The sequence below is a fragment of the Maccoyibacter intestinihominis genome (assembly GCF_040096355.1).
GTDB lineage: Bacteria > Bacillota > Clostridia > Lachnospirales > Lachnospiraceae > Maccoyibacter > Maccoyibacter intestinihominis.
Window position 1 is genome coordinate 219049 of record NZ_JBBMEX010000002.1, and the last position, 26595, is coordinate 245643.

General features: G+C 41.4%; 21 protein-coding genes. All 21 read left to right on the forward strand.

Annotated features, from left to right (window positions below; genetic code table 11):
- The first annotated feature begins 2 nt into the window (after positions 1-2).
- On the forward strand, positions 3-2084 hold the full coding sequence (locus WMO43_RS03010; RefSeq protein ID WP_192926713.1) for a VirD4-like conjugal transfer protein, CD1115 family: 2082 nt from the start codon (positions 3-5) through the stop codon (positions 2082-2084).
- 111 nt (positions 2085-2195) lie between these two features.
- Positions 2196-2534, forward strand: coding sequence for a hypothetical protein (locus WMO43_RS03015; protein ID WP_021651237.1), 339 nt, complete (start codon positions 2196-2198; stop codon positions 2532-2534).
- Between the two features lie 47 nt (positions 2535-2581).
- Complete coding sequence (locus tag WMO43_RS03020) at positions 2582-3418, forward strand: VirB6/TrbL-like conjugal transfer protein, CD1112 family (RefSeq protein ID WP_025577460.1); 837 nt, start codon at positions 2582-2584, stop codon at positions 3416-3418.
- A 12-nt stretch (positions 3419-3430) separates the two neighbouring features.
- The gene (locus WMO43_RS03025; RefSeq protein WP_287643034.1) at positions 3431-4375 is read left to right on the forward strand and encodes a DNA-methyltransferase; all 945 of its coding nucleotides are present in this window, start codon (positions 3431-3433) and stop codon (positions 4373-4375) included.
- A 17-nt stretch (positions 4376-4392) separates the two neighbouring features.
- Positions 4393-5205: a DUF4313 domain-containing protein gene (locus WMO43_RS03030; protein WP_195956098.1), complete on the forward strand. Its 813-nt coding sequence runs from the start codon at positions 4393-4395 to the stop codon at positions 5203-5205.
- Positions 5206-5228: 23 nt separating this feature from the next.
- On the forward strand, positions 5229-5729 hold the full coding sequence (locus WMO43_RS03035; protein WP_055056111.1) for a PrgI family protein: 501 nt from the start codon (positions 5229-5231) through the stop codon (positions 5727-5729).
- 130 nt (positions 5730-5859) lie between these two features.
- Positions 5860-8226: a VirB4-like conjugal transfer ATPase, CD1110 family gene (locus WMO43_RS03040; RefSeq protein ID WP_195956097.1), complete on the forward strand. Its 2367-nt coding sequence runs from the start codon at positions 5860-5862 to the stop codon at positions 8224-8226.
- A gap of 173 nt (positions 8227-8399) precedes the next feature.
- Complete coding sequence (locus WMO43_RS03045; RefSeq protein WP_255610470.1) at positions 8400-8522, forward strand: hypothetical protein; 123 nt, start codon at positions 8400-8402, stop codon at positions 8520-8522.
- On the forward strand, positions 8506-9027 hold the full coding sequence (locus WMO43_RS03050) for a JAB domain-containing protein (protein WP_055173282.1): 522 nt from the start codon (positions 8506-8508) through the stop codon (positions 9025-9027). The genes WMO43_RS03045 and WMO43_RS03050 overlap by 17 nt, the downstream gene beginning before the upstream one ends.
- A gap of 168 nt (positions 9028-9195) precedes the next feature.
- Positions 9196-10635, forward strand: a complete 1440-nt coding sequence (locus tag WMO43_RS03055; RefSeq protein WP_021650937.1) for a ribonuclease H1 domain-containing protein — start codon at positions 9196-9198, stop codon at positions 10633-10635.
- A 25-nt stretch (positions 10636-10660) separates the two neighbouring features.
- A complete protein-coding gene (locus WMO43_RS03060; protein ID WP_021650936.1) occupies positions 10661-11026 on the forward strand; it encodes a type II toxin-antitoxin system RnlB family antitoxin in 366 nt (121 codons plus the stop codon).
- A gap of 83 nt (positions 11027-11109) precedes the next feature.
- Positions 11110-12450 (forward strand): LPD25 domain-containing protein, encoded by a 1341-nt coding sequence (locus tag WMO43_RS03065; RefSeq protein WP_117467690.1) that lies wholly within the window; start codon positions 11110-11112, stop codon positions 12448-12450.
- Between the two features lie 107 nt (positions 12451-12557).
- Positions 12558-13415 (forward strand): phosphoadenosine phosphosulfate reductase family protein, encoded by an 858-nt coding sequence (locus tag WMO43_RS03070; RefSeq protein WP_173725036.1) that lies wholly within the window; start codon positions 12558-12560, stop codon positions 13413-13415.
- 63 nt (positions 13416-13478) lie between these two features.
- Positions 13479-13940: a hypothetical protein gene (locus tag WMO43_RS03075; protein ID WP_025577477.1), complete on the forward strand. Its 462-nt coding sequence runs from the start codon at positions 13479-13481 to the stop codon at positions 13938-13940.
- On the forward strand, positions 13930-16026 hold the full coding sequence (locus WMO43_RS03080; RefSeq protein WP_118340002.1) for a C40 family peptidase: 2097 nt from the start codon (positions 13930-13932) through the stop codon (positions 16024-16026). The genes WMO43_RS03075 and WMO43_RS03080 overlap by 11 nt, the downstream gene beginning before the upstream one ends.
- 12 nt (positions 16027-16038) lie before the next feature.
- On the forward strand, positions 16039-16245 hold the full coding sequence (locus WMO43_RS03085) for a DpnD/PcfM family protein (protein WP_055056107.1): 207 nt from the start codon (positions 16039-16041) through the stop codon (positions 16243-16245).
- Complete coding sequence (locus WMO43_RS03095; protein WP_287643036.1) at positions 16242-23129, forward strand: helicase-like domain-containing protein; 6888 nt, start codon at positions 16242-16244, stop codon at positions 23127-23129. Before WMO43_RS03085 ends, WMO43_RS03095 begins: the two co-directional genes overlap by 4 nt.
- A 31-nt stretch (positions 23130-23160) precedes the next feature.
- Positions 23161-23772: a septation protein SpoVG family protein gene (locus WMO43_RS03100; RefSeq protein ID WP_195956095.1), complete on the forward strand. Its 612-nt coding sequence runs from the start codon at positions 23161-23163 to the stop codon at positions 23770-23772.
- A gap of 79 nt (positions 23773-23851) precedes the next feature.
- Positions 23852-24091, forward strand: a complete 240-nt coding sequence (locus tag WMO43_RS03105; protein WP_118340008.1) for a flagellar export protein FliJ — start codon at positions 23852-23854, stop codon at positions 24089-24091.
- 329 nt (positions 24092-24420) lie between these two features.
- A complete protein-coding gene (locus WMO43_RS03110; protein ID WP_118340010.1) occupies positions 24421-25107 on the forward strand; it encodes a response regulator transcription factor in 687 nt (228 codons plus the stop codon).
- Entirely contained in the window at positions 25097-26506 is a 1410-nt protein-coding gene (locus tag WMO43_RS03115) for a HAMP domain-containing sensor histidine kinase (RefSeq protein ID WP_349162084.1), read from the forward strand. Before WMO43_RS03110 ends, WMO43_RS03115 begins: the two co-directional genes overlap by 11 nt.
- Positions 26507-26595: the final 89 nt, after the last annotated feature.

Sequence of the window (26595 nt, forward strand, 5' to 3'; positions counted from 1 at the left end):
GCATGTATCTTATTGGTGGCATAGCTTCCGGCTATGGAGGTTATCTCTTGAACGTGTGTTATCAGCCCGGAAAGGATATCAATTATTTTTTAAACCGTCTGGATCAGGTGATGGCAGCCCCGTTTGCCAATTATTGGAACGAAACTTCCTTAAAAGCAATCATTCTGGGGATTTTTGTATATGTGATCGGTATGGTCATGTATGTAACCAGCCGGAAAAACTATATGCCGGGACAGGAATTTGGTACCGCTGTTTTTGCAGATCCGAAAAAGGTGGCAAAGCAGTTTGCGGATAAAGATGAACACAATAATCTGATCTTATCCCAGAATGTCAGGCTGTCCATGAATACCAGAAAGACCAGGAGAAACCTAAATGTCCTGGTAATCGGAGGAAGCGGCGCTGGAAAAACCTTGTTCATGGTGAAACCCAATCTCCTTCAGTTAAGCAGGGCTTCCCAGATCATTACAGATCCCAAAGGGGAGATTTTAAGATGCTGCGGAGGTATGCTGAAAGCGCATGGATACCGGATACGGGTGCTGAACCTGGTGGAAATGGAGCAGTCTAACGGATATAACCCATTCCGCTATATCCGCTCTGAAACAGATATTGTAAAACTGGTTACTAACCTGATCAATAATACCACTCCGAAAAACGCACAGCCCAGTGATCCATTCTGGGAGAAAGCCGAGTCTTTGTACTTGCAGGCCATTTTTCTTTATGTGTGGCAGGAGTGTGAAATGGAGAAAAGGAATTTCCGTATGGTTTTGCAGCTCTTGAATGAGGCAGAAGTCCATGCAGACGGTTCCCCTTCTGATTTAGACCGGCGTTTCCGCAGACTGGAGAGAAAAAAGGGAAGCAACCACCCTGCTTTAATCCAGTATAATAAAGTGGTACGGGGTGCCGGAGATACGGTAAGGAGTATCATCATTTCCGCAAATGCAAGGCTGGGATTGTTACAGAACCCACAAATTTTGCGGATTCTGGATCATGATGAAATGGAGATTGAGGAGATTGGGATTGGTGTTGACGGGGACAGAAACCGGAAGACTGCACTTTTTTGTGTAACGCCGGATTCGGATAAGAGTTATGCCTTTTTAATTGGTATGCTTTATTCCCAGATTTTCCAGGAATTGTATTACCAGGCAGACTTCCATTATAATGGAAAACTTCCCATTAACGTGAATTTCATGCTGGACGAATTTGCCAACGTGCCATTGCCAGATGACTACTGCAGCCTCCTTAGTACCATGCGTTCCAGGAATATTTCATGTACCATTTTTATCCAAAACCTTGCCCAGATCAAGGCTTTGTTTGAGAAAACCTGGGAAACCATACCGGGTAATTGTGATTCTCTGGTATATCTTGGTGGGAATGAACAGTCCACGCATAAGTATATCAGTGAGTCCCTGGGAAAAGGAACCATTGATAAAAAAAGCAGTGGGGAAACCAAAGGCCGGCAAGGGAGCAGTTCCCGGAATTATGATGTGCTGGGGCGTGAGCTTTTGACACCGGACGAAACCCGAAAGCTGGATAACTCAGAGTGTATTTTGTTAATCAGGGGTTGTGATCCTATTATTGATAAGAAATACAATACTTTTGCACACTCCAGATTTTCGGAAACAGAAGATGGCGGGGCTGCGCCTTATATCCATGACAGAATGGCTGCCCAAAAACAGGCGGTACAGATTTTAAGTGAAGAATCCCTGGATTATTATAAGAAGAAAAAGGAACAGGGAGAAGATGTTCAGATTGTGGAACTGTCTTTTGATGAAATTTTTTCTTATGAGCCTATTCCTAAGAAGATTTTTTCGGAGGAAGAGCTGAAAGAGAACCAGAAGAAGAGAACGGTAGAGGAGGTGAGGCCGCCGAAGAAAACGGAAAAACCGGTACAGACAGAGGAAGAAAAACTTTCTGAATTATTAGAAAGCCATGTTTATAATGAGGAACAGTTGGGAGAAATCATGCTTGCCATTGGTGCTGGAATTTCGTATGATAAAATCCTTCAAATGGCAGATACAAAAAACAGTGCTGAAAAGATGAAGGAAATCCGTAAAAAATTTACAAAAGAAACAGCCTCGGATTAAAGAAGGCAGATTTTTGGAAACCTGTAGTTTTTGCATTACGCAGGGCAGGTTTTCAAAAATCTGTCTTTTTGCGTAATGCGGTATCAATCACATGAAAAGGAGTAAAAAGATATGAAGATCAAAGAGGTTATCAGAAAGAAACAGAACCGCTTGAAAAAATCTCTACTGGGAGTCCTGGCAGTAAGCGCTGCCACTGTTTCCCTGTTCCCCCAGACTGTCATGGCTTCCGGGGTAAGTGACGTAACACAGCCGCTTATGAATTTAAAGACACTGGTGATCAGTATTATCGGTGCGGTGGGTGTGATTATCCTGGCAAAAAACGTGATGGAATTTGCACAGGCTTACCAACAGCAGGACAGTTCTTCTATGAACAGTGCCATTAAAGGAATTGTTGCAGGGCTTATTATGGCAGCCATTTCCTCCGTTCTTACTTTCCTGGGAATTAGCTAAAACCATTCTTCTTTTTGAGATAAGCAGATAAGAAGAGAGGTGAAGTGATGTTTAATTTAGGAGAGGCGATCCTTGCACTTTTGGAAATCGTGTTTGGATTTTGGAATAACCAGGTCAGCCTCGTATTTGAACTTTTAGGACAGTCCCCTACCGGGTTCAAAGGAGGCGGGCCCTGGGGGATCATTGAAGGGATTGAACCCCTTTTTGTTGGGATAGGCTCTGCCCTGGTAGTCCTTTTTTTCGTCATTGGGTTTTGTGCAGAGTCGGTAGATATCCGGGAAGAAATTCGGTTTGAAGCAATCCTCCGTATGTTTATCCGGGTTGCCATTGCACAGTGGCTGGTATCTTATAACATTACCATTATGAAAGCCCTGTTTACTTCCTGTGGAAACCTGGTGGGGCATTTGGGGCAAAACCAGAGTGTGGAGTTATCCATTGACCCGGCGCAGGCAGAAGTGATCAAAGATTTGGGATTTGGAACCAGTATCGTGTTCCTGATACTTGCTGTTTTCCTGTCTTTAATCGTTATTATCTGTGGTTTCTTCCTGCTGTACAATGTTTATTTCCGCTTTTTGAAAATTATGGTAATTGTACCTTTTGGGGCGATTGCCAGCAGTACCCTGGCTGGAAACCGGGGGCTTAGCAATACCTTTGTAGCCTATATGAAATATTTTATCAGTGTCGTTTTTGAGGCAGTCACAATGGCGCTGGCAATCCTTTTGTGTAACCAGTTTATTTCCTCCGGACTTCCGACCTTTACCGGAGATTATGAGGACTGGGCCAAAACCCTGATTTATTTGGGGGAAATGACCTTTACGGTTGCGCTGACGGTAGGCACTGTAAAAGGAGCGCAGAACCTGACTTCCAGGGCACTGGGATTGTAGGAGGAAAGGATTGTGCAGGAAAAAGGGATACAGATGACACTATTTGAATATTTTCAGGACGCAGAATGCTTCAGCCTTAAAGAAGCAGTGGCTTGTGTAGAACAGGTAAAAGAGGTAAAAGAACCCAGTATCCGGGCAAGAATTTATGAGGGAATAGAAAAGGGGCTTTTTTCCAGGATAGCCAAAGGAGTCTATACGGTTACCAAAGAACAGGACGGAGAAGAGGTAACTTGTATGCTGGTTCAGGGAAATGGAAGGGATTTGAGCTTTTTAAAAGATAACAGTATAGATGCCATTATTACAGACCATGCTTATGACCTGAAAAAAAGCCTGAAAGGGGGAAACCGGGATTTTGCCGCCTATGAATGTTTTCAATATACGCAGGAAGACTTTGATGAAAAATACCGGGTGTTGAAAAAAGGGTGTTTTCTGGTAGAGTTCATGCCGGAAGAAAATGGGGAAAATTATGAACACCTCTATCAGATGAAAAAAATGGCGAAAGAAGCAGGACTTGAATATTATGCAAAAGTCGCCTGGAAAAAAGGAAATTTCGTTGCCAATACGGGAAGAAAATCTAAAAATACGGAAGAGATTGCATTTTTTACGAAAGGAAAAGCCAGGAATTTACGCCCAGATGCGAAAAAGGATAAGGCGGAGCCAGGAATATCCCACTATATGTCAGGCGCCAGGGGAATGCTTCCAACGGTCTTTGACATTGAACCGCCAGGGAAAAACTCCCGTATTCATCAGGCAGAAAAACCAGTGCAACTTTTGCAGCAGATCCTTGGATTTGTAACAGAAGAAAAGGAGTGGGTACTGGATCAGTTTGCAGGTTCGTTTTCCCTGGGGGAAGCAGCACTTTTAAATGAACGGAATGCAATCTGCATTGAAATTAATGAAGAATATTTTGAAAAGGGAAAAGAAAGGCTTCTGTCTGCAAAGAGCAGGAGCCGGTAAGAAGGGAGGATATGTAAATGGAACAGGAAGAAAAACTCAGCCTGGATTTTGGCAATGGGGAGATCTATGAGGTCTGGCTGGAAGTTGCAACTTATCCGGCTGATAAAAACATCAAAGTTTGTGTGTTTACGGAAAAAGAGGAAGAGATATGGAAACTTTTTGAATTGACCACAGATATGGGAATTCCGCTGGAAAAGAACCAGACCTTTTTGCTCCCAGGCTATGATCTGGAGCAGATCGTAGAATTTGTCAAAAAAAACGGGCTTGGACAGTTAAAAGAAGAAATTTGCTGTTCTGGTTGTATGGAATATCCACTGTTTGAATTTCAGGAAGAAACTTTAAAGAAATTAGACCCGGAGGGATATGCAGCCTATGAGCAGGCATACCAGGAACGGGGAGAAGTAAAAAATCCAGAATTTCAAAAGGAAATCAAAACAGCAGATTTTCAATGGGCGTATGGAACCGAAGAACTGGCATTGCGGGTAGATTATTACGCAATGAACCAGAACCTTTATGTGGAACTGTATAGTAAGGAAGATGGGGCGTGGGAACCGTTTTCAGATTTGACCGTAAACCTTCCCGGATATTGCCTGGAACCTGGAACTGCCTGTATCAGCGGTGATTTTAGTAAGGAAAATATCCAATTTATTCAGGAGCATGGACTGGGAACTTTGCTTCCCTGGAAGGCACAATCCGGTATGGGGCAGTACGCGGTGGTGAAATTTCATCTGGAGGAGCTGCGTAAGTTTGACCAGGCTGGGGTTGCCGCCTTTTGCAATCAACATGGATTACAGAAAACCATGCAGGAAGAGCGAAGACAGAGCAGATAAAAAACAGATACAGGAGGTTATGTATGGAGATTGAATTAAGTGAGGACCTACAGCATTATAAAGAATCCCTGGTTCTAGGACTTACAGCAAAACAGTTTTTGTTTTCGGCATTGGCATTGGGCGTAGGAACTGGGATTGTCCTGCTTTTGTATGAAAAAATCGGGATTACTTTGAGCTGTTATGTGGCAACCCCTTTTGTTGTACCTCTGGCACTGACTGGGTTTTATAACTATCATGGGCTGACATTCTGGCAGTTTGCAGGGAAGATGATTTATTTTTCCTTTTTTAACCGCCCTTTGGTGTATGGCTCTACGGAATCGGTGCAGGAACTGAAACAGATTTATATGGAAACCCGTCAGGAAGAAGAACGGGAAGTACAGCAAAGGAAAAAGGAACAGAAAAAAGAGAAGAAAGGTGGTGATGTCAACGTGGTGAAAAAGAAGGCAATCCGTATGGGAATCGTAACGGTAGTGATGATTGTACTTGGTGCGGCAGCAGCGGTGTGGTATAAGATGTACCGTTGACCAGAATATTCAATCAAGGCGTGAAATAGCGCCTGCTCTCCATTTCAGGAGAGGGATACACAGACATGTAGCGGCAGATGGAAGCTGCTGTGTTTGTGGTCCCATCTGCCTGAAAGGAGGAAATTAGAGATTGTCAATTTTTTCAGATAAGTTTGACCAGTTAAAAAAAGCAGATAAAGCAGTAAAATCCCCGAAATATCTTCAGGAAGTCATGGGGATTGGGAGAATTGCAGAAAATGGCATTTTTGAAGTAGGGAAGGGGATATATTCCAAGACATATCGTTTTTTGGATATTAACTATGTAACCGCAGGTGCAGAAGAACAGATGCGGATTTTAAAGCAGTATTGTAAGACGGTAAATGCCATTGATGTATATTTTCTTATTACCATTTTTAATCGGAATAAAAATATGCAGGATTTCCGGGAGCATGTACTTTTCCAGGAAAAAGGAGATGGTTTTAACTGGCTGCGTGGAAGTTATAACCAGATTATTGAAAAGCGCATTGTAGATGGAAGGCAGGGGATTGAGCAGGAAAAACTGCTGACTGTATGTGTAGAACGGAAATCCTACGAACAGGCAAAAGCATTTTTTGCCACTTTTGAAGCTACCTTAAAACAGAACTTTGGAGAACTTGGTTCCTGCATTGAAGAATTAAATGCAGAAGAGCGGCTGCGGGTACTTTTCAATTTTTACCGTATAGGGGAAGAAGAACAATTCTCCTTTGATTTCAGACAGGCGTTAAAAAAGGGCGGTGATCCTAAAAATGATATTTCACCAGGGTATATGCAGTTTTACCCAGGTTATTTTGAAACGGAACGGAAAAAATGCAGGGCATTATTCATTAAAAAATATCCGTCTTCTTTATCGGATACCTTTTTAAATGAGATTACCAGTCTTCCGGTTCATAGCATCACTACAATCTGCATTGTACCAGTACCAAAAGAACTGGCAAATAAGGTTCTTCAGAAGAAATATCTGGGCATTGAAAATGATATTTTAAAGCAGCAGAGAGTCCGTAATAAAAATAACGACTTTTCCAGTGACATTTCTCATATCAAGAAAGTCCAGAAGGAGAAGATTGTAAATCTTATGGACGACGTGCGGGAAAATGACCAGAACCTGTTTTATACAGGGGTTAATTTCCTGATCATGGCAGAGGACAAGAAGGAGCTAGACAGTGTAACCGAAACCATTAAAAATATCGGCAATGGACGCATGTGCCAGATTGAAACCCACTATTATCAGCAGAGGGAAGCTATGAATACCATACTTCCAGTGGGAAACCGGCAGATCAGCACAATGCGGACCATGCTCACAAGGGATATTGCAGCCCTTCTTCCCTTTAATGTACAGGAATTAAACGAAAAGTCCGGCGTCTGCTATGGCATTAACCAGGTTTCTCATAACCTTTGCATTGGAAACCGGAAAAAACTGGCAAATGGAAATGGAATGGTATTCGGTGTCCCCGGCTCCGGAAAATCCTATTTCAGTAAGTCGGAAATGCTGCAGGTGTTCTTAGGAACAGATGATGATATTATCTGTATCGATCCGACACTGGAATATTTTGATATTGCAGAAGCCCTGGGAAACCAGGCGGCAATCATTAACCTGTCTACCTATACAAAGAATTACATCAATCCTTTGGAGATGGATGTCTGGGCGCTGGATTTAAACGATTCCCAGGGATATATCCGAGATAAAGGAGAATTTATGCTGGGGCTGTGTGAACAATGTTACGGGGATAATCTAAACAGCCGCCATAAATCCATTATAGACCGTTGTGTACGAAAGCTGTATATCGACATTGCAAAGGCAAGGGAAAAGCATATCCCTACCATGTCAGAATTTTATGAGTTATTGTTGGAGCAGCCAGAAGAAGAGGCAAAGGACATTGCTTTATCGTTGGAGCTGTTTGTAAATGGCTCTTTAAATATTTTCAATAACCATACCAATGTGAATGTACAGGCAAGGTTCATTGTCTATGGTACCAGGGACCTGGGGAAAGAGCTGGGAGCCATTTCCACTCTGGTCATGCTGGAAAATATCAGTGCCAGGATTGCAGAAAACGCAAAGAAAGGAAGGGCAACCTGGCTTTATATAGATGAGTTCCATACGGTTCTTGACCGGGAGTATAGTGCGAAATTTTTGTTCAGCCTCTGGAAAAAAGTGAGGAAGCAAGGGGGACTATGCACAGGAATCACCCAAAATTTGGTTGATATGCTGCAGAACTATACAGCCATGACCATGCTGGGGAACAGTGAGTTTATTGCCCTGTTAAAGCAGTCCAATGTAGACAGTCAGGAATTATCCACTGCAGCAGGAATTCCAGAAGCACAATTAAAATATGTAGATAATTCTCCTTCCGGTACGGGGATCATTAAGTATGGAAATACCTGTATTCCATTTGATAACCGTATGGAAAAAGAAGCCAATCCGCTGTATGCGCTTTTCAATACCAACCTTCACGAAAAGGCGTTGCAGACAAAGCAGGAGTAATGTAATCTGAAAGGAACTTTTTCTTTTATCTGTAAAGGAAAAGGTATGACAGACGAGAAAAAATTAGGCAACAGCAAAAATTATAAGTCGGTAAAGTAGAAAAAGGATAGGACAAAAAGAGTGCAGTTCTTTTATCAGGCACTCTTTTTGTATATCATGGGAAAGGTGGCAGAATGGCTGAAACATATCAAATAGAAATGAATTTAGAACAGTTGGAAAGACTTTTAAAAAATCTGCCGGAGGGAATTATGCTGGAGATTTGTTTTGGAAAGGAAGAACATGGAGAAGACACATAAAATAGATGTGGTAAGTATACGCCTGGTGGAAGAACCTCCTCTATACAGTAGTAAAGAATTAAAAAATCCCTGTGATGTGGCAGAACTCTTTCAGGATTTTTTAAAAGATTGTGACCGGGAAATGTTCTGTATTTTAAACCTTCGGACAAAAAACCAGGTTATTAATGTCAACGTAGTAGGTATGGGAACGTTAAATAGTGTACTGGTTCACCCAAGAGAAGTATTCAAATCTGCGATTTTATCCAATGCCAGCAGTATCATTTTGGCACATAACCACCCTTCCGGTGATCCAGAACCAAGCAGGCATGATATAGAAGTGACAAAGCGATTGGCAGAAGCCGGCAATCTTATGGGGATTGAGGTGTTGGATCATATCGTGGTGGCTGAGAACCGGTATTTTAGTTTCAGGGAAGAAAACATACTACCAGAATACTTTCAAATGGAAGAAGTAGCAGCAGAGCAATCTCTTCCTTATGTAAAGAGTGAGAAAGAGAAGGTACATTAATTATTGCAACAGTGAAATACATTGACTGGTTTTGACAGAACATGTATAATAAAATAAGAAACAGAAAATAAAAGTAGCTAAATAGACAAATATCGTCAAAGTGTAAACATAAAATTCTTGACGAACAGGTTGTATTATGCTATAATCCCAAATCTTGAAGGAGTATACATGGCAAAGAAAAAAGTTTATGCTGTAAAAAAGGGTAAGCAAACCGGTTTGTTTTATTCATGGAATGAGTGTAAAGAGTCGGTAAGTGGATATCCGGGAGCAGAGTATAAAGGTTTTGAAACAGAAGAGGAAGCGAAAAACTATTTAGAGAATAGGATACAAGAAATTAAAAAAGTAGATATAGAAGAGAACACAACAAACCAGTTAGTTGTATATGTAGATGGTAGTTTTGATGAGAAAATAGGAAAATATGCTTTTGGGTGTATTATTCTTACACCAAGAGGAGAAACTATTAGAGAATCAGGAAATGGAAATGAACCGGACTCTTTAGCAATTAGAAATGTTGCTGGTGAAATGCTTGGTGCTATGTATGCAGTACAATGGGCAATTAAGAATGGTTATCATAACTTAGAACTTCGTTATGATTATGAAGGAATTGAAAAGTGGGCTCAAGGAGAATGGAAGGCAAAGAATACACTTACTCAGAAATATGCAAATTTTATGAAGAGTAAATCAGATATTCTAAAAATTTCTTATCAAAAGGTAAAAGCTCATTCTGGAGATCATTATAATGAAGAAGCAGATAAATTAGCCAAAGCTGCTTTAACAGAAGGTAATGGGATTCCTAAAGTTAAAAGAGGCGATTTTTGGTTTACAGTTGAGGGAATTTCAGATGAAGATTTGTCAACAGTTATAGCACTTGCTGTTGATGAAATTGGAAAAGACAATCTAATTATAGATGAAAAAAAGATTGCTCATGGAAAAGCAGTTTCTTTAAAATGTAACAAAAGTAAAGATAGAGTAGTTGTGACACATTATCAAAAGCATAATAAAGTAGTAATGCAAGGAAGACCAGAAGTGTTATTTTCTACTATTATTGGATATATTACTGAATTAATAGAAGTAGAAGAAATTCCTAAAATTTTTAATGACACATATAATCTTAACATAGATAAAGACGAGGTTCGCTCTGAATTTCAGTTTTATATGCCAAATGCTTATGATAAGCTACCGTCTAAGAAAATGGAAAGATCTCTTCATCAGGCTGTGTATAATTTAAAGGTCACAGATGATATGTTTGATGGAACATATTTGGCTCAGCCGGCAATTCGTGTTGTAGAAGCACAATTAAAAATAGCATTAATAGAATGTGGTATTATACCAAATGCGCAGTACATCAAAGAAAATCATTTTGATATGTTTGATAAAATAGGTGTAAAATATAAGCTGAAACCAGAGAGATATGGAAATGCAAAGCCTGAGCAGGTAAAGTATATTGGAAATATTTATACGTTTTATAACAGCAATCGCCATCCAATAGAACATTGGGATGACCCTACAGCACCAATTGATACTACAAAGATGCTGGATATAAAAGGTGCTCATGATTTGATTAAAAGAGCATTGGCGATTATTGATGAATATTATGAAGTGATTTAGAAATTAGGAGAAAGGAGTAAGTTAGATGAATAACTTTGATATGATTGTGATAAGTGAAGAAAAAGAAAATATTCTTGTGGTTATGAAGACTAGCGAGCCTCCTTTTGATTACCTTGCAGAGATTGAGGCTTCGCTAAGGGAAAAACACTATATCGGTGTAGTAATGATTGATGAATTGCTACATAGTGGGAATACGGAAGAACGGTTCATTCAGGGATACTTTGATGGTGCCCGGTTTGACAGTGGGCAATTTGCCTTTGAGCTTGTTCCGAAAAAGAGCAAATTAAGGGAACCTGTTTGTTTTTACTTGCATCAAGACAGGGAAAGCCTTGAATATTCTATTTTAACGACCAGACAGCAGAAGCTGATTGAGCATGGCTGTATCATTTAAAAAGAAAATAAGAAGTAACACAAAGAGCATTATCGCTAAAAACGGTAGTGCTTTTTTTGTGCATAAAAAGGAGGTATTGCTACGTGGAAAAAGGTGAGATGGGCGAGAATGCCACCGGACGTTTGACAACGTATTATGTGGCAGAATGTATGGAATTTAACCGCTATGGAGAATACAGGGAGGATATCCACAGTGCAGAAGAGGCAGTAAAGATCTATCAGAGTATTCCTTCTGAAAGGTTGAATGCAGGAAAAGGAATTGGGCTTCATGTGGAGGAAGAAGATGGTATTCCATTGGAATTTTCCCTGGTTTATAACGGGGAGTTGGATGTGGATCTTTTGAGAGATATCTATGATCAAAACCAATACCCAGAGGTTTTTATAGCTGCCAGGGAACTGAGTGCTTATCTTCCGGAAACAAAAGTCATTGATACCAAAGGGCTTTTAACAGAGAAAACCTTGGAGGCTACTGTTTTTGCAGATGAAATGATAAAACTGGAAAAAAATCTTGACCCTGATTTTTACCATACCTTTTATCCGAAAGAAGCAGAACATAAGGAAGCTATTATATGGAAAGCCTTATGTCAAGACGGAAAAGAGGAATACAGCAGGTGGCTGGGAAGCAAGATATTTGAGCAGAAATCAGAGTTGAAAGAACAGGCAGACAAGCTAAAGACAACACTGGAACAGGTAAAACTTATTCCGCCGGTGGACTTGAAACCCTTTGTGTATGTGCGGATCAGTGAACACCCGGACATTCCATTGGAAGAAGCCATGCCATTAAATCAAGCGGTAGAATTGTTCGGAAAGCTGGATCGGCAGGCAGTGGAAGAGAAAGATATGGCAGGTTATTACAAAACACATTTTGAAATCTGTTTTCTCTCAGAGGGGGAAGTCATGTCTTATACCGGGCGCCAGGATTTTGGTGACGGGGAAGGAAATCTGCTGGATCATGTAAAAGCATTTGCAGATTATTATCTCCATACAGAAGAAGGGCAGCAGCTTATGAAACAGACCGCCAGGACAACAGAAGAATGGGAACATGAACAACAGCAAATGAGATGGGTACTGGAGGAGATGCTTCCTACCCTTCAGTATTTCTGCAACCTGGAAAAACTGGAAACAGCGGTTCTGGAAGAACAGGAAATAGAAAAGAAAGTCCCTTTACTGACGCAGGGGGACGCATCACGAAAAGCATATCAGGAAGCCATGCTTGCCTATATCCGGGAAAGCAGGATTGCATTAAATACAGGGAAGGAGCTGCCTTGTATGCCGGATATCCGGGATTTTGCAACTGCCTGTCCGGATAAATCATACAAAGAACAGGTTATGGAAGAGATACGACAGGAAGCAGAGTCATACGGTATGACCGTAGAAGCGTATGCAGCAAATGGATATGAGCCGCCAAAAAGGGGCGGCAGATAAAATTAGGAAAGGAGGCGGAGTTTTGGCCATGTAAAAGATATCTTCCCTCCTGAAAAAAATTGGATTTAGAAAAAACAGCAATAGAACGTATCCGCACTGCCAGCCAGATGTCCCTGCAACATTATGGGCTTCCTTTGGTAGTGACGGACAGTGGAGGAAAAGACAGCGCCGTATGCAGGGAACTGGTACGGCGTTCCGGCGTGCCATTTGAACTGATGCACAACCTGACTACTGCAGATGCCCCACAGACTATTTATTATGTGAGGGAACAGTTTCAGAAGGCAGAACAGGCCGGTATAACTTGTAGTATCAATAAACCTTACTATAAAGGGCAGCGGATAACTATGTGGAGCCTGATCCCCATGAAAATGATCCCTCCTACCAGGACTATCCGGTATTGTTGTGAGGTTCTAAAAGAAAATGGTGGGGCTGGGCGTTTTATCACCACAGGTGTCCGGTGGGCAGAAAGCCGAAAGCGGAGGAAAAACAGGGGGATTTATGAAAACTTTGTCCCAAATGGAAAAAAACGTGCCATTATTTTAAATAATGATAATGATGATACCAGGCGACTCTTTGAATCATGCCTGTCAAGGGGCAAACACGTATGCAATCCCATTGTTGACTGGAGTGACCAGCAGGTCTGGGAGTATATCCAGGCAGAGAAAATACCCATGAACCCTCTTTACGAAATGGGATTTCACCGGGTTGGCTGTGTAGGCTGTCCTATGGCAGGAAAACAAAGATACCGGGAGTTCCGCATCTTCCCGACCTATGAGAGGGCTTACCGGCGGGCTTTTGCTAAAATGCTGGAGTTAAGGAAAGCTGCAGGAAGGCAGTGCAATTCCCGCTTATGGTCAGATGTAGATGCTTTTTTCCGTTGGTGGATGGAAGATCCTGGTATCCCCGGACAGTATGAATTGTCCTTTCATGAAGATACCAATGAGATTTATTATGACTATTTGTAGTGGAAGGGAGGAGGAATTATCGCAAAATATCAATTATCTTTTGGACTGCAGTATGAAGCCTGGATGCTGGAAATCCGTATTCCGGACTGGCTGGAGTTTCCTTCTAAGGAGCAGGCACTAAAATATGGTGAGCAAGCTGAGGTTTCCGTTTTCTTAAAAGCGGAAGCTATTTTTTTGCTCTTTGATGGCAGTAAGGAGAAGATTTTACCGCAGCAGACGGAACTTTATCAGTTTTCCTACCTGAAAGAAAAGACTTATGACAGACTGGGACCGCCACTTTCCCCGGAAGACATAGACCATTTGGTAGAAGTGGGGGAATTGGAGCAGGTGCTGTTCAGTGAAAAATATATCCTGACAGAAGATGATTACCAGGAATTTTCCGGAAACCTTATGGAAGCCTTTCAGGAATTGGAAAAGGAGTACGGTCCACCACCCAGAGAAAAGGAACAGGGGTATCTGTTTCAGGCGCTCTGGTATCAGGCAGAAGAATTAAACCCCGGAGAGGGGGACTGCTTTGGAGATTAAGGTAAAAAAAGAAAAAGAGCCGGAGCTGAAATTAAAAAAAGAAGCCCAGGTGACGGTGCATAAGAAAAATCCTATTTTATCTGCAAAGGAAAAGAAAGCTGCTTTTACCTCTAAGCCGGTGGCCGATCTTTTAGGGCAGAGAAAGAAAAAAGAAGGGGCAGAAAAAGGGAAACAGCCGGAGCAGGGCAGAGAAGCGCTGTTTGAAAAACAAAAGGAAAAGAAAAAGCAAGCCGGGAAAGAGGCAGCAATCCGGGGAGCAGCAGAAGATAGAAAACAAAATGGAAAGGCCAAAAGCACCGTATCTGTACCGGGAACCTTACAGCCGGATCAGATGAAACAGGGGGTAGCACCAAACAGTCAGCCCTCTGCTGGTTTCCAGGCGAAGGAACAGTATCGGAGGGAACAGGCTGCAAAGCTGGCGGAAACAAAAAAATCTTCCCTGGCGAAGCAGACTGCCATAAAAGGGGTACGCCGGGGAGAGGCTGCTATATTGACCCAGTTAGAGGGCGGGGAGGAAGTCAATGATTCCCTTTATGTCATGGGGACAGCAACAAAACCGGCAGAAAAGATGTGGAAGGATCGGAATTATAGAAAGGCAGAGCAGGAATTAAAGGTAAAACAGGCAGATGGGAAGATCACCAATAAGCAGTTTTACAGACAAACAAAAGCAGTGAAAAAGAAACAGATGGAGAAACAGAAAAAACAGGCAGTCCGGCAGAGAAAAATCCAGTATATGATCAATAAGCTCACCGGAAATGGGCAGCAGGACAGTTTGGCACAGGTGGCAAAAGATATTGTAAAGATGAAAGCCTCTGTGTTTATGCTGAAGGTGGTCCAGTTTGCCGGGGCGCTTTTGGCTCCGCTGTTCAGTATTCTTCTTGTGGTGGCAATCCCTGTAGTGATTATCTTTTTCCTCTTATACTGTTCGCCACTTGGTGCGTTCATGCCAAATCCGTCTGAGGAGAACCCTACCGTCCGAGAAGTTTTAAGCGGTTACTACATGGACTTTAATACAAAACTTGGACAAAATGGGGAAGATGGGGCAGTTACCTATCTCCATGAGAAAAACGGGAATTATGTGAGTAATTACTATGATACTTTAATGGTTTATATGGTGAAGTATGGAACCGGGGATATAGGTGTGGATATGGATCAGCGGCATAAGGACAAGCTGAAGGAAATCTTTGATGAAATGAACAGTTTTGAAAACACGACCATAACCACTACCATAAAGGCAGGGGAAAGCCTGGGAAATGTTGTCACCAGCGGTTATTGCCAGTGCAGTATCTGTTGTGGACAGTGGGCAGGAGGACCTACAGCCTCCGGTGTCATGCCAAAACCGGACCATACCATTGCAGTAGATGCACAAAACCCCTTTGTCCCTATGGGAACCAGGATCATTATGAACGGGATTGAATATACCGTAGAAGATACCGGAGCATTTGACCGGTATGGGGTACAATTTGATGTTTTCTGTGCAGATCATGCAACTGCGTCTGCCTGGGGACATCAGACTTTTGAAGCGTTTCTGGCAGATGGGGACGAAAATGAGATTACGGTAACAAAGAAGGGCTGCTACGTCAAGAACCTGAATTATGAGGACTATATTGCACTTGGAAAGCTGACCGAAAAAGAAGAAGAACTTTTAAGGGAAGTCATGAGTGAGGAATTCCGAAATGAGATCCCTTCCTTTGGCGTAGGAAGTGACGTTGCAAATCTGGCACTGACGAAGGTAGGCTGCAAATACAGTCAGGAACACCGGTATGAGGAAGGATATTATGATTGCAGTTCCCTGGTACAGCGGTTGTATCAGGAGGTAGGCATTTCCCTTCCGGCGATTGCCTCTACCCAGGGAGAATTTATGGTAACACATGGGTTGGAAGTTACAGAAGGCGAACTGGAGCCGGGAGATCTGATTTTTTACTCTTATGAGCAGAATGGGCAGTTCCGCAATATTTCCCATGTGGCAATTTATGTTGGTAATGGCAGAATGGTACATGCAGCCAACAGCAGACGTGGAGTAGTGAATGACCCGTTCAATCCGTCGAACATTGGGCTGTATGGAAGACCCAGCCGCTTGCAGTAAGAAAGGAGAAGCATGGACGAAAAAGAATATGAAGTGACCATAACAGAAGTCCTGGAGAAAAAAGTAAGATACCGGGGCAGGAATGAACTGGAGGCAACTGCAAAAGCAGAAGCAGATTATTATGCAGAAAAAATCGTGCTGGGGGCAGATGATTTTTCCTATCGTGATATTTCTGCAAAAGAACTGGTACCTGTAAAAGAAAGAAGGAACAGCAGATGAAGCATATCACAAAAGTACGGGAACTGTATGAGGAAACCATACACTGGATTTCAGAGTCGGAGGATTCCTGGAAAAATTTCCTTTCCTGCATGGGGCGTTTGTATCAGTTGGACTTCTTAAATACCTGTATGGTATATGCCCAGCGCCCAGATGCGTCCGTTCTTGCAGGATATGATGCCTGGCTGGAAATGGATTTGCCGGTTGCCAGAGGAAGTAAAGGAATTGCAGTATTTCCTTCCAAAATTTTCGGGGAAGGAGTTACCCATGTTTATGATATTCAAGATGTAAAGGGACAGGGAATCCGGCCCTGGAACTGGCAGGTGAATGGGACAAACCGCAGACTGCTGGCAAGGGAGCTGTTCCCGGAAATCTACGAACAGGAAAAAAAGTTTAAAAATTCTTTAGACGCCTTTACAAGAACAAATGTTTGGTTTATGATAGAAGAGGAAGATGAAATTTTAAAATCCTTGCAGAAGCTGGCTGTCCTTATCGGAGAGGGACAGGAGGTAAAAGAAAACCAGATTACAGAGTTTCTTGTAAACAGTGTCTGTTATGCGGTGAAAAGCCGCTGCGGTATCCGAGATGACACCCTGGATTTTTCTTTTATCTGCGGTTTTTCAGAGAATGAGGAGGTTCTGTACCGGACAGGACGGTTAGTATCCCATTTATCTGGGCGGATTGTGTTACAGATTGCAAGGACCATGAAGAACATAGACCTTGAAAGGAGGCAGTATTATGGAAGGAATCGCAGGAATCCAGTACAGGGAAATGAATGGCGTACAGATACCAGTCTTAGAGGGCGTGATGAGCGAGGAGAAGATGCTGGCGTCCCTGAACCGTTACGGCAGGATCGCAGCACAGGAAATGAAGAGAACGGACCAGGCACAATACGAAATGATGCTCCTGTCCGGGAAACTGATGGAGCGGCTTATGAAAATCCAGACAGAAGCGGAGGAATACCACGAGAAACTGGCAGAAAGTTTTCTGAAGACCTGGACCAGGGAGGACAGGATAGACCCTTACAACACGTTGGAAATGACCAACCTTCGGATACAGGCGGATATGGAAGCACAGAAACAGGTTATGGAGGAGATCATTCAGCTCAGGATCGGATAAAACAGGAAAAAACAGAAGAGGATACAGAGAAAGGAACTGCTTCGGCGGTTCCTTTTCTGTCTGGGGAGATAGAACCTGCACAGCCGGAAAACTGGCAGAAAGAGAAAATTCTTCTGGAAATGACGGAGCAGGAGATACCATATAAAATTTATGAGTTTTACCGGAACAATCCAGAGGAAACAGACCGGGAAGCTTATCTTTATGAATTGTATGGAGATGTAAAAAGAGAAGCCCATACAAAAGACGGTATCCTGACCGCAGAAAGCGGTTCCAGTGGTTTTTATATCCTTTGGAGTGAGGGAACTTCCATGAAGGAGGCGTTCTGGTACTGGGACGAAGTTTCTTTGGAAATTGGGAAACGGATTGAAAAAGGGACCTATCTTCCTTTGTTATCTGTATCGGAGGAAGCCTTAGAAAATGGGGAAGAAACAGAGGAAGAAACCTTACAGCCAGAGAAAGTGCAGGAAGTGATTGAGGAAAAGGAACCAATCCCATTAGAAGAGATTGGCATAGCCTTTTATAAACAGAATATCCAGGCGGATATTTTAAAGAAAATGCTCTGTCTGGTCTATACGACCAATCAGCTACCGGAAGAAAAAGACCATTTTTTGAAGATGCTTTTGCTTCGGGAAGTACCGGAAGGCCAGCCTTATTATCTGGTGCGGACAGAACATGGAAGCTATGAGCTTTGTATTCAGGAAAATGGGATTAAGATCACCCTGCCGGAAAGCCAAGATTTTCTGCAGGAACTTTCCTGGGATCAGTTTGGCGGGCTTACTGCACATCTGGCAGAGGAGGACCAGATTGCCTATACCGAAGATTCAGAAACCTTAGAGCAGCAGGAGAATATGTACCGTCTGCTTCCCTGGTTTCCGGCATTATGGGAAGAATATAGCGAAATTCTTAAAAAGGAAGAGCTTTGGCAGGAAGGAAGAACCTCTGTCCAGACAGAAGGCAAGGAAGAAGCCGGAGATTATTATTACCCAGAAGGGTGGTTGCAGTTTACCGGTGGGGATAAAAGCCGGTATCAGAAAAATATCCGGGCAATCCGTATCTTAAAAACACTGGAGCAGGAAGAGAGAAATGCCACAAAAGAAGAACAGGAAATTCTTGCGGGGTATGTAGGGTGGGGCGGGCTGCCAAATGCTTTTAACAGTAAACGCCCGGAGTGGAAAAAAGAATATCAGGAATTGAAGGAACTGTTGACCGCAGAAGAATACGCCCAGGCAAGGGCCAGTGTCAACAGTTCTTTTTATACGCCGCCGGAAGTCGTGCGGGGTGTTTATAAAGCCCTGGAGCAGTTTGGATTCCAGAAGGGAAAAATTCTGGAACCGGCTATGGGGATTGGAAACTTTTTTCATGGTCTTCCGGAAAGTATGCAAAAATCCCAGCTTTATGGCGTGGAGATTGATGCCATAAGCGGAAGGATTGCACAAAAGCTCCACCCTTCAGCCAGTATCCAGATTAAAGGATTTGAAAAAACGGAATTTGAGGATAACAGCTTTGATGTAATTGTAGGAAACGTGCCTTTTGGGGATTTCCGTTTGTATGATCCCCGATATAAAAAGATGAAGTTGAAAGTCCATGATTATTTTATCCGGAAAAGCATGGACCTCCTTCGGCCAGGAGGCATTTTGGCAGTGGTAACTTCAAAAGGGACGTTGGATAAAAATGACAGCGCTGTGAGAAAAAATTTGGCAGAACAGGCAGACCTTTTAGGGGCAGTCCGGCTTCCGGCAGATTCTTTTGGAAAGAGCGCCAATACCGCAGTTACCAGTGACCTTTTGTTTTTTCAGAAAAAAGCAGAGCCTTCGATTGGGGAGCCAATCTGGACTTATACAGGGCTTACGGAAGACATGGTACCGGTAAATGAGTATTATCTGGAACACCCGGAAATGATGCTTGGGAAAATGGTCTGGTTTGAACAGTTTTTCGGGAAAGATTCCAAATATACAGCCCTGGTCAATGAAGCGGAAGACTTTGACCTGGAAAAAAGAATTTTGGACGCAGTTGGAGAGCTTCCTAAAAACTGTTATGAAGAAAGCATAGCAGAAAAAAAGAAGGAAGAGCAGGACGTCTTAGCTGCTTCCCCAAAGATACCTAATTATACGTTTACGGTGATACAGGACGAAGTATATTACCGGGAAGGGGAGTCTTTATACCGGAGTCAGGCAAAGGAAAGTGTGAAGCGCCGGATACGTGCCATGCATAAAATCCGCCTTCTGGTGCGTGAAATTTTACAGATACAGCAGGAAAATTGTTCTGACCAGGAACTGAAAAAGGCACAGGAACAGTTAAACCGTTTGTATGATGCCTTTGTGAAAACGCATGGATATTTCTGTGACCGGACAAATAAAATGGCGTTCCGGCAGGACAATGATTACCCCCTGCTATCTTCCCTGGAAGTGGTTGATGAGGACAAAAACGTAACCAAAGCCGATATTTTTTACAAAAGGACCATACGCCCCAGAGATGTGATAGACAAAGTGGAAAATGCCCAGGAAGCATTGCATATCAGTCTGTCAGAATATAACCGGGTGGATATTCCCTATATGCTCTCTCTTTATCTGGGAAACAGGAAAGAAATGCTCCAGGAATTAAAAGGGTTAATCTACCAGAACCCGGTACTGGCAAAAGAAGAAGATCCCAATGCAGGGTGGGAAACCGCAGATGAGTATTTAAGCGGAAATGTGCGGCAGAAGCTCCGTACTGCTAGGATTTATGCGCAGAACAATCCCTTGTTTGTAGACAACGTGGAAGCACTGGAAAAGGTACAGCCAAAAGAACTGACAGCGCCTGAGATCAGTGTAAAACTGGGAACAACCTGGATTGAAAATGAGGATTACGAACAGTTTATATATGAGCTTTTGGAAATCCCGGAGAGCAACCAGAGAAACTATTGCGCTCATAGTGGCCATGCCCTCAAGATTGAGCGCTTAGATGCAGATATGTCTTACCATATTGACAGGGGAAATTTTTTTGGAGGAACCATTCGTACCAGGGAAACCTATGGCACAAGATTTATGGATGCGATCAGCATTATAGAGGAACTGTTAAACAGCCGGATTGTGACCATACGGGACCGGGTGCAGGAAGGGGAAAAGGTGCGTTATGTGATTAATCGGAAGGAAACCATGCTTGCCAGGGATAAGGCGGAGCAGATAAAAGAAGCCTTCCGGGACTGGATTTTTAAGGAACCAGAGCGCAGAAAAAAATATGTGGATTTTTACAATGAAACCTTTAACTGCGACAGACAACGAAGCTATGATGGCTCTTATTTAAAACTGCCGGGACTGAACCCTTTGTTAAAACTGCGTCCTTATCAGAAAAATGCTGTAGCAAGGGCATTGCTGTGTGGAGGGAACACCTTGCTTGCCCATACGGTAGGCACTGGTAAATCTCTGGAAATGATCTGTATCTGTATGGAGATGAGGAGGCTGGGGCTGGCAACGAAACCCCTTCTTACGGTTCCCAACCACCTGACCTTCCAGATGGGGGCAGAATTTTTGCGGGCCTACCCAGATGCGAAGATCCTGATTACCAGAAAAGAAGATTTTCAGAAGGAAAACCGCAGGCGCATGATTGCCAGAATGGCAACAGGGGATTATGACTGTATTATTATCGGACATACGCAGTTCCAGAGAATTGCCATTTCCCCTGACCGGCAAAGAGCCATGATAGAAGAACAGGCAGAGCAACTGGTAGAAGCCATTAACCAGGCAAGGGAAGAAGCAGGAAAGAACTGGTCCATAAAGCAGATGGAAAGCAGAAAGAAAAAACTGTTGCAGAAAATCGAAGAACTGAACAATGAAGAAATCAAAGATGATGTGATGTACTTTGAAGAAACAGGCGTAGATGCCTTATTTGTAGACGAAGCGCACCTGTTCAAGAACTTGGAAATTTTTACGAAAATGAACAATGTTGCGGGTCTGGGTTCCAGCGGTTCCCAGAGGGCTATGGATATGCGTATGAAAATCCAGTATATCAACGAAAAAAATCAGGGAAGGGGCGTCATTATGGCAACGGGAACCCCTCTGTCAAACTCAATGGTGGAACTTTATGTGATGCAGTTATATCTGCAGGAAAGGCGGCTTCACGAAAAGGGGATTTACCATTTTGATGCATGGGCTTCTGTGTTTGGGGAAGTTACCAGCTCTTTGGAACTGGCACCGGAAGGTACTGGTTACCGGATGCGGACCAGGTTTAATAAGTTTATCAATCTGCCGGAACTGATACACCTGTTTAAAGAAATAGCAGACATTATTCTGCCTGATATGCTAGATATTAAGCGGCCAGAATTAAAGGACGGAAAATATAAGGTTGTAGTATCGGAAGCCTCTGATTATGTCAAAGAACGTATGCAGGAAATGGTGGAAAGGGCAGAAGCAATCCATAGAGGTGTGGTAGATCCAAAGGACGACAATATGCTCCGGATTACCGGGGAAGCAAGGCTTTTGGGTACAGATCCCCGGCTTTTGGACAGTTATGCTCCGGTAGATTCGGATTCCAAACTGAATAAAGCAGTAGAAAACATTTACCAGGAATATGTACAGTCCCAGGAACAGAAAGGAACCCAGATTGTTTTTTCGGATATTGGGACACCCGGACCTGGGAAAGCGTTTACCGTCTATGATTATTTAAAACAGGAACTGATTACCAGAGGTGTTCCAGAGGAAGAAATCTGTTTTATCCATGATGCAAAAACAGATGAACAGAGGGACCGTATGTTTTCCGATGTCAGAGCCGGAAGGAAACGGATTATTATAGGAAGTACCGAAAAACTGGGAGTAGGAACCAATATCCAGACCAGAATGGTGGCGGCACATCATATCGACTGCCCCTGGAAACCCTCTGATATTGAACAGCGGGAAGGGCGTATTATCCGCCAGGGGAATGAAAATGAGGAAGTCAATATTTACCGCTATGTAACAAAGGGTTCTTTTGATGCTTATTTATGGGGCATTGTAGAAACAAAACAGCGGTTTATCAGCCAGGTATTTACCAGCCGGGAACTGGCAAGGATCTGTGAGGATATAGATGAAACCGTACTAAACTTTGCAGAGATTAAAGCGGTAGCTTCTGAAAATCCCCTGATTATGGAAAAAATACAAGTAGATAATGAAGTGGCACGTCTGAGAATTTTAAAAGCTGCACATGAAGGGAAACGGTTTGCTTTGCAGGATGCGGTTACGTTCCAGTACCCGAAAAGGATACAAAGTCTGGAGAAAGAACTGCAATCGCTTCAAATGGATTTGGACCGTAGGAACCAGGCTATGGAAGTACAGCCGGGGTTTGCAATCACGCTGCAGGGAAAAGTCTATGAGAAGCATAAAGAAGCAGGGGAAGTCCTGCGTGGGATTATAGAAGGTGTGACAGCTTTTACCAGGCACGAAGTCGGTATGTATAAGGGATTTCAGGTATTTGTCCAAAAGGATATGATGGAGCCGGTATTGTTCCTTCAGGGAGAGAAGGAATATAGTGTGGAGTTAAAAAGCAGTGACTCCGGCAATATGGTCCGTATGGAAAACCGCTTGAATGCCCTTGATAAAGCAGTAGAAGATGTTCAAAAAGAAATTAAGACCTGTGAAAATGAGATAAAAAATGCAAAGCAGGAATATGCAAAGCCTTTCCCGTATGAGGAGCTTTTAAAAGAAAACATTACCCGGCAGATGGAGATTGATGCAGAACTGGAAATCAAGGACCAGGAGGAGTGTGTGGAAGTGCAGGAGGAAACCAAAAATCTTCCATGCCAGACAGCGGTTCGGTAAAGAAAAGTAGAGTAGAAAAGGAGATCACAATATGGAATATAATATCAGAGTATATAAACCGGAATTGAAACAGGAAGAAGGAAAGATCAATAATCTGAAAGGATTTGCTACCATTACCTTTGATGAGGCCTTCTGTGTGAAAAGTCTTGCAATTAAAGAGTCCTCGAAAGGAAATCTGTACCTCGATATGCCCCGTTACAGAGATTACGAAACAGGGGAGTATGTTCCTTTTTTTCGGTTTACCGATAAGGAATTTCAAAAGGAAGTGTTGGATACTGTAAGGGAAGCCTATGAGAATATGACAGAAACTAAAACAGACTGTAAGGGCAGTTGGGGAGAGGAAGAACTGTATTACAATCTGAGTGTAAATCCGGTACAGGGAAGCGATACCTTTAAGGCAGATGTTGCCATTCGTCTGCAGGACGTATTGGCAATCCAGCAGCTTCATGTGATCCAGGCATGGAACGGAAAAACCTTTGTAGGTATGCCCCAGAAAAATTCTGCAAAAGGAGAACGGGAGGACATTGCCCATGCAGTTAATGCAGAATTTAAGGCAGATCTGGAAAGTGCAATCATGGACGAATACAATAAAAAGATGGAATATGCCAAAAGCCAGAAACAGCAGCGAAGAAACGGGAGGTAAGAAAAGTCCAGAAAAATATATGGTGTTTTCCGATAAAGAGTGATACAATAAAGAAAATATCGTATTAGGAGGAGCAGATATGCCAAGACGCAAAAAAATGGAGAATATATCTCTGGAGGAGCAGCTAGTAACTGTAGAACAGGAGATTAAAACAACAGAGGCAGAATTAAAAGAACTGCGTCTGAAAGCAAAGGACCTCAGGAAGAAAATCGAAGATAAACAGAAAGATGAGATATTTAGCGCATTGATTGCTTCCGGAAAAACTGTGGAAGAGGTAATGAAGTATTTAAAATCTGGTAATGAAGAAAAGGCTGAATAAGATAAGAGAAAATGCCGTTACGGGTGATGATAAAAACCTGTAGCGGCATTTTTTATGTAAAAGCTTTGAAATTTCAAATATTAGTTTACTACGAAAAATGTGATTTACTATATTTTGTTTGATAAGTGATATTTGTGGGAGAAAATTATCATGAAGTGCTAAAATGGTAATTGGCTAATGAATATATAAAATTGTTTGTAAGAATTGAAGTTGGCGTAAATATGGAATATAATAGTTATATCAAACAAATTCAATATTATAGAAATATGAAAAGAAGAAAAGTTCATTTCAAGTACAAAAACTGTTATGCGACAAAATGGAGGTGAAATATGTTTACTATTTTAATTGTAGAAGATTCTAAAGAAATTTTAGATTTGATGGTTTTACATTTAGAAGATAAATATAATTTAATTAAAGCAGAAGATGGCATTAATGCAATAAAAATTGCTAAAAAAGAAAAAATTGATTTGCTTATTTTAGATATTATGTTGCCATTAGTAAATGGTTATGAGTGTATGAAAGCAATAAGAGAAAAAAAGAATATTCCTATTATTATTGTATCAGCTAAAAGTACAGATGAAGATAAGATTATTGGATTGCAAAAAGGTGCTGATGATTATTTAGCAAAACCATTTAATCCATTAGAGTTGGTAGCAAGGGTCGATGCTCAACTTAGAAGATTTTATGAATTTGGTAGTGCAGAGGAAATTCAAGAAGAAGTTATCTGTTTTCAGAATCTAAAATTGGACTGTAAAGAATGTTGCTTATATAAAGATGAAGAAAAAATATGTTTGACAAATAAGGAATATAAACTTTTGAAATTACTGATGAATAATCCAAAACGGGTTTTTACTAAAAAGGCTATTTTTGAAGCTGTATGGGAAGACGAGTATTTATATGATAGTAATACAATAATGGTTTATATTAGTAAATTAAGGGACTATATAGAAGAAGATTCTAAAAATCCTCAGTTTATTATTACAGTAAGGGGGTTAGGATATAAATTTGGAAAATAGAAAGAAGAAACTAGAAGTAACGCTTATAAAAAACTTTTGTTTTTTTTCAATAGTGATTGTTATTATATTTGCAATCGTGGCGAGTGTAATAAGTGTATTTAATAACTCAAAAATTGTTAATACATTAGAGGAAAAGTATATTGTCAGTTGTGAGGGAAAAAGCCGATATGAAGATATAGATATTTCAGAGTTAAAAAGAAATGGTGCATGGTTTGAAATATTGAATACAGATTACGAAAGACAATATCCGAGAGCAGAATATAAAAAATACACTAGCATAGAAATTATAGATATTGTAAATGGTAATTATGAAATTGATGGAAAAAAATATAGAGGGATTGTTAAAAAGTTTTATGATGAACAGAACAGACAGCGAATACAGGTAACTTTTTTTCCGATAGATTTCTTGCGAGTAACGCCAACCATAAACATTCCTTTAGAGGCAGAATCAATTCACTTTTTAGGGATTTATATAGTAGGTATTATTTTATTTGGAATTGGGTATTGTTTAACCGTTTTTTGTGTGTCTAAGAAAATAAAGGTAGAATTGACCAAGCCAATCAATTTATTAAAAGAAGCAATGAAAGAATTAGGAAGTGGGAATTATAAAAAAAGACTATCTTTTAAAGCAGAGTATGAATTTGTGGAGATGGCAAATTCTTTTAATTGTATGGCGCAAGAAATGGAAGATGCTGTAAAACAAAAAGAAGAAGAAGAACGGTTGAGGAGACAATTGATCTCGGATATTGGTCATGATATAAGAACACCTTTAACAGTTGTTCAAGGATATTTACTAACTGTTATAAATGATTTAGAAAATAGCAAAAGTAAGAACATAGAATATTTGAAGCGTTGTTTTGAAAGCAGTGTTGAAATGGAGCAGTTACTTCAGCAATTAAGCGATTATAATAGGATGTTTCGAGTCGATTACAAATTAAACAAAGAATTAGTGGATTTTACTGAGTTTGTGAAAAATATTTTGGCAGATCAATACCATTATATTGAGGTAAATAAAAACATTTTGAGAGTGGAGGTTGATGAGGAGGAAAGAAATATCTTCATTGATAAAAGAGAAATGCGTCGAGCAATTATAAATTTACTGAATAATGCAGTACAACATAATGATGAAGATACGACTATTGAAATTAGACTGACAGAATATGATAGAAAAATATATCTTGTTATAGCGGATGATGGGAAAAAAATTCCAAAAGATATTAGTTCGTGTATGTATGAACCATTTGTTAAAGGAGATCAATCGAGAAATGATAGTAGTAATAGTGGATTAGGACTTGCAATTGTAAAAAAAGTTCTGGATGTACATGAAGCAGCTATTTATTTTGAGCAGCCATATAAGAAATATACAAAGGCATTTATAATTGTGATGCCAGTAAAATAACATAAAAAGCAGGGCATTGTGCCCTGCTTTTTATGTTATTTTAAGGTTCAGATAAGATGAATTTTAAAAAAGCATGATATAGTAATACC